General features: G+C 61.0%; 6 protein-coding genes. All 6 read left to right on the top strand.

Annotated features, from left to right (window positions below; translation table 11 throughout):
* The first annotated feature begins 326 nt into the window (after positions 1-326).
* Genes ACR0J1_RS16100 through ACR0J1_RS16075 form a run of 6 tightly spaced genes read left to right on the top strand, consistent with a single transcriptional unit; the run spans position 327 to position 7,627 of the window.
* Positions 327-1,352 carry an ABC transporter ATP-binding protein gene (locus tag ACR0J1_RS16100; protein WP_480733653.1) on the top strand — a complete coding sequence of 342 codons (1,026 nt, stop codon included), beginning with the start codon at positions 327-329 and terminating at the stop codon, positions 1,350-1,352.
* On the top strand, positions 1,340-2,437 hold the full coding sequence (locus tag ACR0J1_RS16095; protein WP_480733654.1) for an ABC transporter ATP-binding protein: 1,098 nt from the start codon (positions 1,340-1,342) through the stop codon (positions 2,435-2,437). Before ACR0J1_RS16100 ends, ACR0J1_RS16095 begins: the two co-directional genes overlap by 13 nt.
* Complete coding sequence (locus ACR0J1_RS16090) at positions 2,434-3,945, top strand: ABC transporter substrate-binding protein (protein ID WP_480733655.1); 1,512 nt, start codon at positions 2,434-2,436, stop codon at positions 3,943-3,945. Before ACR0J1_RS16095 ends, ACR0J1_RS16090 begins: the two co-directional genes overlap by 4 nt.
* A gap of 42 nt (positions 3,946-3,987) precedes the next feature.
* On the top strand, positions 3,988-4,953 hold the full coding sequence (locus tag ACR0J1_RS16085; RefSeq protein WP_480733656.1) for an ABC transporter permease: 966 nt from the start codon (positions 3,988-3,990) through the stop codon (positions 4,951-4,953).
* 1 nt (position 4,954) lies between these two features.
* Positions 4,955-5,818 (top strand): ABC transporter permease, encoded by an 864-nt coding sequence (locus ACR0J1_RS16080; RefSeq protein WP_480519002.1) that lies wholly within the window; start codon positions 4,955-4,957, stop codon positions 5,816-5,818.
* A gap of 15 nt (positions 5,819-5,833) precedes the next feature.
* Positions 5,834-7,627, top strand: a complete 1,794-nt coding sequence (locus tag ACR0J1_RS16075; RefSeq protein ID WP_480733657.1) for a gamma-glutamyltransferase family protein — start codon at positions 5,834-5,836, stop codon at positions 7,625-7,627.

Here is a 7,627-nt window from a genome sequence, read left to right as displayed (position 1 = left end):
AGCTGGAAGATAGGGTGCAGGCGGCTTCATGGGGGCCATTCTGCGCCAAATACGTTCAGCCTTCAATAGACACGATAAGGAATACTTATCACGGATAATAGAGCAACAAATTTACTGGGAAATGTAGTGATCAAAAGTGATAAACTATGCGCATAAAGTGAACAGAAAACTGATCTAACGGAAAAATCGTGTGATGCAAAACTCTGTCACAAGCCCTGCGCCCACCTTCAGAACCTTTTGATGCCAAAAACAGCAGCAATGCGTTGACAAGTAATTCTCGAAAATGCAACCAATCTTGTATTGGTTAACCATAAAGGTTGCGATCTGTGCCTGACCAAAACAACAGCGCCGTGCCTGGCTCGCAAGCCGCGATTCTGAAGCTGTCGGCGTTCAGCCTGTCGTTTCGTGGTCAGCCCACTGCGGCGGTGGATGGGTTGGACCTTGCGGTCTCGGCGGGTGAAACGCTGTGCATCGTGGGCGAGTCCGGCTGCGGAAAATCGGTGACGGCACTGGCGCTAATGGGGCTGCTGCCGCGCGACATCATCGACATCCCCTCGGGGCGGTTGGAGTTCGATGGCCAGGCATATGACCTGCGCAACCAGCAGCTTGATGGCGCAACGCGGGGCGATCGGATGGCGATGATCTTTCAGGAGCCGATGACCTCACTCAATCCTGCTTTTCGCATCGGTGACCAGATTGCCGAAGCAGTCCTGCATCACCGCAATTGCAGCCGGGCCGAGGCCACCGAAAGCGCCCTGACCATGTTACGGCGCGTTGGTATTCCGGCACCGGAACAACGCCTGCGCGAATATCCCCATCAGTTGTCAGGCGGCATGCGACAGCGGGTCATGATCGCAATGGCCTTGATCAACAACCCCTCGCTCTTGATCGCGGATGAGCCGACAACGGCGCTGGATGTGACCATTCAGGCGCAAATTCTTGATCTGATCCGCGAGCTTCAGGCCGAGACGGGAATGGGGGCTCTGTTCATTACCCATGATTTGGGCGTGGTTGCGGAAATCGCGACGAATGTTGCGGTCATGTATGGTGGTCAGATTGTCGAAAGCGGCCCCGTAAATGCCGTGTTTGATGATCCGCAACACCCCTACACCATTGGCCTTATGAGCTCGGTCCCACGGATGAGCGGGGTGCGGGATCGGCTGATCACGGTGCCCGGAACCGTGCCGTCGTTGGCCGATATGCCGACAGGGTGCCGGTTTCGCACACGCTGTCCCTTTGCCACGCCCGATTGTGCCGAACGCCCGGTTTTGTCCGCGCTGGGGCAGGGGCATGCTGCCGCCTGCCATTATGCCCCACTGGAACAGCTCAAGGGGGTCCGATGCGCGATGTAATCCTTGAGGCGCGAAACCTCACACGTCATTTCACGCTGGGCACCGGGTTGTTTGAACGCAAAACCAAGGTACGCGCGGTTGATGGGGTTTCAATCTCGGTCGGCAAGGGGGAAACCTTTGCCATAGTCGGAGAATCCGGTTGTGGGAAATCGACCCTTGCACGCCTCTTGATGCGGCTGGATCGTCCGACATCCGGTCAGGTCCTGTTCGACGGGCAAGAAGTGCAGGACCTGCCTCGCCGGGACATGGCTCCTCTGCGTCAACAGATGCAGTTTGTGTTTCAGGATCCGTTCTCGTCGCTGAATCCGCGTATGACCGTGGGCAAACTGGTGGGCGAACCGCTTGAGGTGCATGCTCCGGAGTTGGATGAAACTGCGCGCCGTCAGAAGGTTGCGGATCTGCTGGCGCAGGTCGGGCTGCTGCCAGACCACGCCAACCGCTACCCGCACGAGTTCTCGGGCGGTCAACGGCAGCGCATCGGCATCGCCCGCGCGCTGGCCTCGGGTCCGCGGTTGCTGATCGGGGATGAGCCCGTCTCGGCGCTGGATGTGTCGGTGCAGGCGCAAGTTGTCAATCTGCTGAACGACCTAAAGCAGGACCTTGACCTGACACTGGTCATCATTGCCCATGATCTGGCCGTCATTCGTCATATGAGCGACCGGATCGCCGTGATGTATCTGGGTCAGGTGGTCGAAACCGGCCCGGCCGAGCAGGTGTTCGAACAGCCACGCCACCCGTATACACATGCATTGTTGTCGGCGATCCCTGAGCCCGAACCTGACCGTGAAAGAGATCACATGGCGCTGTTGGGTGAGACGCCGAGCCCGTCGGCCCCGCCTGCAGGATGCCGGTTCCATACCCGCTGCCCGTTCGCGCAGGACAATTGCCGGACAACTGCGCCGGTTCTTGATGCGGCAGATGCCGACCATCACGTCGCCTGCCACCATTGGAAAACCATACCAGAGGCCGGAAAACCGGCCCCGCCCCGACGCCGCAGCGCCGGAGCAGAAGAGCGGTTCGCGCTCTACCGCGCTGCCGTCCAAACTCCCCCGGCTTCTGCCGATAACAGAGAGGATATATTATGAATGTCTTGAAAACCGGCCTACTGGCCGGCCTACTGGGTGCCACGGCCCTTTCGGCGCAGGCCGCCGACCTGCGTATCGCATTGCAATCAGATGCCGACGTGCTGGACCCAGATCAATCGCGCACCTTTGTGGGCCGGATCGTTTACGCGTCCATGTGTGACAAGCTGGTCGACATCACGCCCGATCTGGAGCTGATCCCGCAACTGGCCACCGGCTGGGAATGGAGCGAGGACGGCAAATCCCTGACCATGACCCTGCGCGAAGGCGTGGTGTTCCATGACGGCACGCCGTTCAACGCGCAGGCGGTGGCGGACAATATCGACCGCTCGCAGAACCTTGAGGAATCGCGCCGCAAGTCCGAGCTGAAATCGGTCGTGGGCGTCGATGTGGTGGATGACTACACCGTCCGCTTCAACATGGCGGCTCCCGATGCGACGCTGCTGGCACAGTTTGCCGACCGCTCGGGCATGATGGTTTCGCCGACTGCGGCCAAGGCAGCAGGTGCGGATTTCGGGCTTAACCCGGTCTGCTCTGGCCCGTTCAAGTTCAAGGAACGTGTGGCGCAGGACCGGATCGCGCTGGAGCGGTTCCCGGATTACTGGAACGCGGATGAGATTCATTTCGACAGCGTCACCTTCCTGCCGATCCCCGACACCACCGTGCGTCTGGCGAACCTGCAATCGGGCGATATCGACATGCTGGAACGTCTGGCTGCGACCGATCTGGGGCAAGCCAACGATGACAGTGGCATCAATGTCGAAAGCGCTGTTTCGCTGGGATATCAGGGCATTACCATCAACGTGAACAATGGCGACAAGGGCGACAACCCCTGGGGCAATGACAAACGTCTGCGTCAGGCGCTGAGCTATGCGCTGGACCGTGATGCGATCAATCAGGTCGTCTTTGAGGGCGCCTTCGCCCCGGGTAACCAGCCCTTCCCGCCGACCTCTCCGTGGTATGATACCGATCACCCGGTGCCTGCGCGCGATGTAGACAAGGCCAAGGCTCTGCTGGCCGAGGCAGGCTTCCCGGACGGGATCGACCTGGAGGTTCAGGTGCCAAACACCACCGTTCCGCTGCAGCTGATGCAAGTGGTTCAGGCCATGGCAGCCGAGGCCGGGATCAATATCGAGATCACGTCCAAGGAATTCGCCACTCTGCTGGCCGACCAAAGCGCCGGTGACTATCAGGCCAGCCAGATCGGATGGTCGGGCCGTGTGGACCCCGATGGCAATATCCACCAGTTCATGACAACCGGCGGCGGCATCAATGACAGCCACTACTCCGATCCGAAAGTGGATGAGATGCTGAACAACGCCCGCGCCTCGACCGATTTCGACGCACGAAAAGTGGAATACGACAACGCACGCGATATCCTCGCGCAGGATATGCCCATCGTATACCTCTATCACCAGACATGGATCTGGGCGCTTGATGATGGCCTCAAAGGCTTCACCCCTTACCCGGACGGTATGATCCGTCTGGAAGGCGTGACGCTGGAGAAATAAGCCACTCACCCCCCGCCCGGTCCTCCAGCCGGGCGGGTACCCTTGACCGAAAGCCCTGATCCCATGCTGTCTTTCATCCTGCGCCGCATTCTGATTGCGATCCCGACGATCCTGCTGATCTCGATCTTCGTGTTCAGCCTGCAAAAGCTGCTGCCCGGCGACCCGGTCCTTGCCATGGCGGGTGAAGAGCGCGACCCCGAAGTACTGGAATTCCTGCGCGAAAAATACCGTCTGAACGATCCGATCCCGGTGCAATATCTGACATGGGTCGGCAATGCGCTGCAGGGCGATCTGGGAATTTCGCTGCGGACCAACCAGCCAGTGACTGAGCTAATTGCGGAAAAGCTGCCAGTGACGATCCAGCTTGCGATCATGGCGATCCTGTTTGCGCTGGTGATCGGGATACCCGCCGGGATTTTGTCGGCGGTCAAGAAAGGCACGATCACGGATTATGTAGCTAACATCGTGGCCCTGTCCGGGCTGTCGATTCCGAATTTCTGGTTGGGGATCATGCTGATCCTGCTGGTATCGGTGAAACTCGACCTGTTGCCCGCCTCGGGCTATGTGCCCTTGTCCGAGGACCCGGTGAAATCCATCACCACCATGCTGATGCCAGCCTTTGTGCTGGGCACCGCACTGGCCGCAACACTGATGCGGCATACGCGGTCAGCTATGCTGGGCGTATTGAAATCCGACTATGTGCGCACGGCCCGCGCCAAAGGTCTGCATGAACGTCGCGTGGTCCTGAAACACGCCTTCCGCAACGCGCTGACACCGATTGTCACGCTGACCGCGCTGCTGTTCGGTGAACTGATCGCGGGCGCGGTCCTGACCGAGCAAATCTTCACCATCCCCGGCTTCGGCAAGATGGTCGTCGACGCCGTGTTCAACCGCGATTACGCCGTGGTGCAGGGCATCGTGCTGGTCACTGCCGTGGGTTTCATATTCATGAACCTGCTGGCTGACGTGGCCTATGTGCTGCTGAACCCCCGTCTGAGGACCGCCTGACATGGCCCTAGCTGATCCCATCCTCGCGCGCCGTCCCGAAAACCGGGTCTGGAAGAAATTCCGCACCCACAAAAGCGCCATGCTGGGTGGCGTGCTGGTCACGTTCTTCGTGCTGATCGCCCTTCTGGCCCCGATCCTACCTGTGCCCGATCCGGCTGCCACCGATTGGGGCGCAGTGCGCAAAGCGCCCACCGCTGCGCATCCGTTTGGCACGGATGAGATCGGACGGGATGTGCTGTCGCGCATGATCTGGGGGGCGCAGGCGTCGTTGCTGGCGGGCGTCGTCTCGGTCGGGATCGCTGTCTTGCTGGGTGTGCCGCTGGGCATCATCGCAGGCTATTTCGGCGGCTGGATCGACGCCATCATCTCGCGCTGTACCGAGGCGCTGCTGGCCGCGCCGTTCCTGATCCTCGCCATCGCGCTGGCCGCGTTTCTTGGCCCGTCGCTGACCAATGCCATGATCGCCATCGGCCTGTCGGCGACACCAATCTTCATCCGCCTGACACGCGGTCAGGTCCTGTCAGTCAAGGCCGAAGACTACGTGACCTCGGCCCGCGCCATCGGCCTGCCGACCCCCAAAATCCTGACGCGGTACGTGTTCCCAAACGTGCTGCCGCCGGTGCTCGTGCAGGCGACGCTGACCATCGCGACCGCCATCATAGCCGAGGCGTCGCTGTCCTTCCTCGGCCTTGGCCAGCAACCGCCCGCGCCAAGCTGGGGATCGATGCTGAACACCGCCAAAAACTTCCTCAACCAAGCCCCGTGGATGGCCATGTGGCCGGGCATCGCGATCTTCCTCGTGGTGCTGGGGTTCAACCTATTGGGCGACGGGCTGCGCGATGCGCTGGACCCGCGCGAACATTGATTTCGGAGACCAGAAATGACTGAATTCACCACCCGCCCCGAGATCCGAGGCACTTTCGGCGTCGTCACTTCGACGCACTGGATCGCCTCGGCCGTGGGGTTCGGTATTTTGGAAAAGGGCGGCAACGCCTTTGACGCCGCCGTCGCGACAGCGATGACCCTGCAAGTGGTTGAGCCGCATCTGAACGGCCCCGCAGGCGACATGCCAGCCATTTTCCACTCGGCCAAGACCGGCAAAACACAGGTGCTATGCGCCCAGGGTCCCGCCCCCGCCGCCGCCACCATTGAGCATTACACCGGGCTGGGTCTGAACCTGATCCCCGGATCGGGCCTGCTGGCCACAGTGGTGCCCGGCGCGTTTGACGGCTGGATGCTGATGCTGCGCGATCATGGGCAGCTGCCGCTGCGCGATGTCATGCAACCTGCTATTGATTATGCCCGTGACGGCCACCCTGTGCTGCCGCGCGTCGCGCATACCATCGGCGGCCTGTCCGACTTCTTCGAAGATGAATGGCCCAGCTCGGCGGAAACATGGATGCCCGACGGACAAGCGCCCGAACCACACAGCAATTTCGCCAACCCCGCTCTGGCCGCGACCTATGAACGTCTGGTTGCGGATGCCGAAGCCGCGCATGACGACCGCATTGAGCAAATCGATGCTGCCCGCCGCGCCTGGCGGCAAGGTTTTGTGGCGGATCGCATCTTTGACTATCTCGCGGATGCAAAGGTCATGGACGTTTCGGGACAGCGCAATTCAGGCGTCATGGCGCGCGCGGACATGGAAAACTGGCAGGCCGCGTATGAAGATACGCTGACCTATGACTATCACGGCTGGACCGTCCACAAGACGCAGGCCTGGAGCCAGGGTCCGGTGCTGCTGCAGACGCTGGCCATTCTAAAGGGGATCGAACTTGGTTCGATGGACCCGAACGGGGCCGAGTTCGTGCACACGGTCATCGAAGCGATGAAGCTCGCCTATGCTGACCGTGAGGCTTATTACGGCGATCCCGACCATAGCGAGATCCCGATGGACTACCTGCTCAGCGACGCCTACGCCACCGAGCGCCGCGCCATGATCAGCACGGACGCCTCGCAAGAGCAACGCCCGGGTCGGGTGCCGGGGTTCGAACATCTGGCCGATGCCTATGTCGCCCGCGCCGCGCGTGATTTCTCGGCCAACACCGGGGCCAGCGCGGGTGAGCCAACCATGTCTCACCTGACCGAGAAACGCGGCGATACCGTGCATCTCGACGTGATTGATCGCTGGGGCAATATGGTCGCGGCGACGCCCTCGGGTGGTTGGCTGCAAAGCTCTCCGGTCGTTCCAGGACTGGGATTTCCGCTCAACAGCCGGGCGCAGATGTTCTGGCTGGAACCGGGCCTGCCGACCTCGCTTGCGCCGGGGCACAGACCACGCACCACGCTGACGCCCAGTTTGGCGGAAAAGAACGGGGTGCAGCTGGTCTTTGGAACACCCGGCGGCGATCAGCAAGATCAGTGGCAGCTGATCTGGTTCCTGCGCTTTGTCCATTTCGGGTTGGGGCTTCAGGAATGCATGGATGCGCCGCTGTTCCATTCGATGCATTTTCAGGGCTCGTTCTATCCCCGGGCGGCGCAACCGGGTGAAATGATGATCGAGGAAACCTTTGGCGCGCCTGTGATCGAGGATCTGCGCGCGCGAGGCCACAAGGTTACCGTGGCTGAACCGTGGACGGTTGGCCGTCTCACGGCTGCCCTTCGGGAACAGGACGGAACCCTGCGCGCGGCGGCCACGCCGCGCCTGATGCAGGCCTATGCAGTAGGACGGTGA

The organism is Ruegeria sp. CJ3 (assembly GCF_056536725.1).
Note: the sequence above shows the minus strand (reverse complement) of the source record. Positions and strands in the feature narration are given on the sequence as shown.

Bases quoted from the DNA above. Each gene is read 5' to 3' on its own strand.
- ACR0J1_RS16075 (WP_480733657.1), top strand. From the start codon at position 5,834: ATGACTGAATTCACCACCCGCCCCGAGATCCGAGGCACTTTCGGCGTC.
- ACR0J1_RS16080 (WP_480519002.1), top strand. From the start codon at position 4,955: ATGGCCCTAGCTGATCCCATCCTCGCGCGCCGTCCCGAAAACCGGGTC.
- ACR0J1_RS16090 (WP_480733655.1), top strand. From the start codon at position 2,434: ATGAATGTCTTGAAAACCGGCCTACTGGCCGGCCTACTGGGTGCCACG.
- ACR0J1_RS16095 (WP_480733654.1), top strand. From the start codon at position 1,340: ATGCGCGATGTAATCCTTGAGGCGCGAAACCTCACACGTCATTTCACG.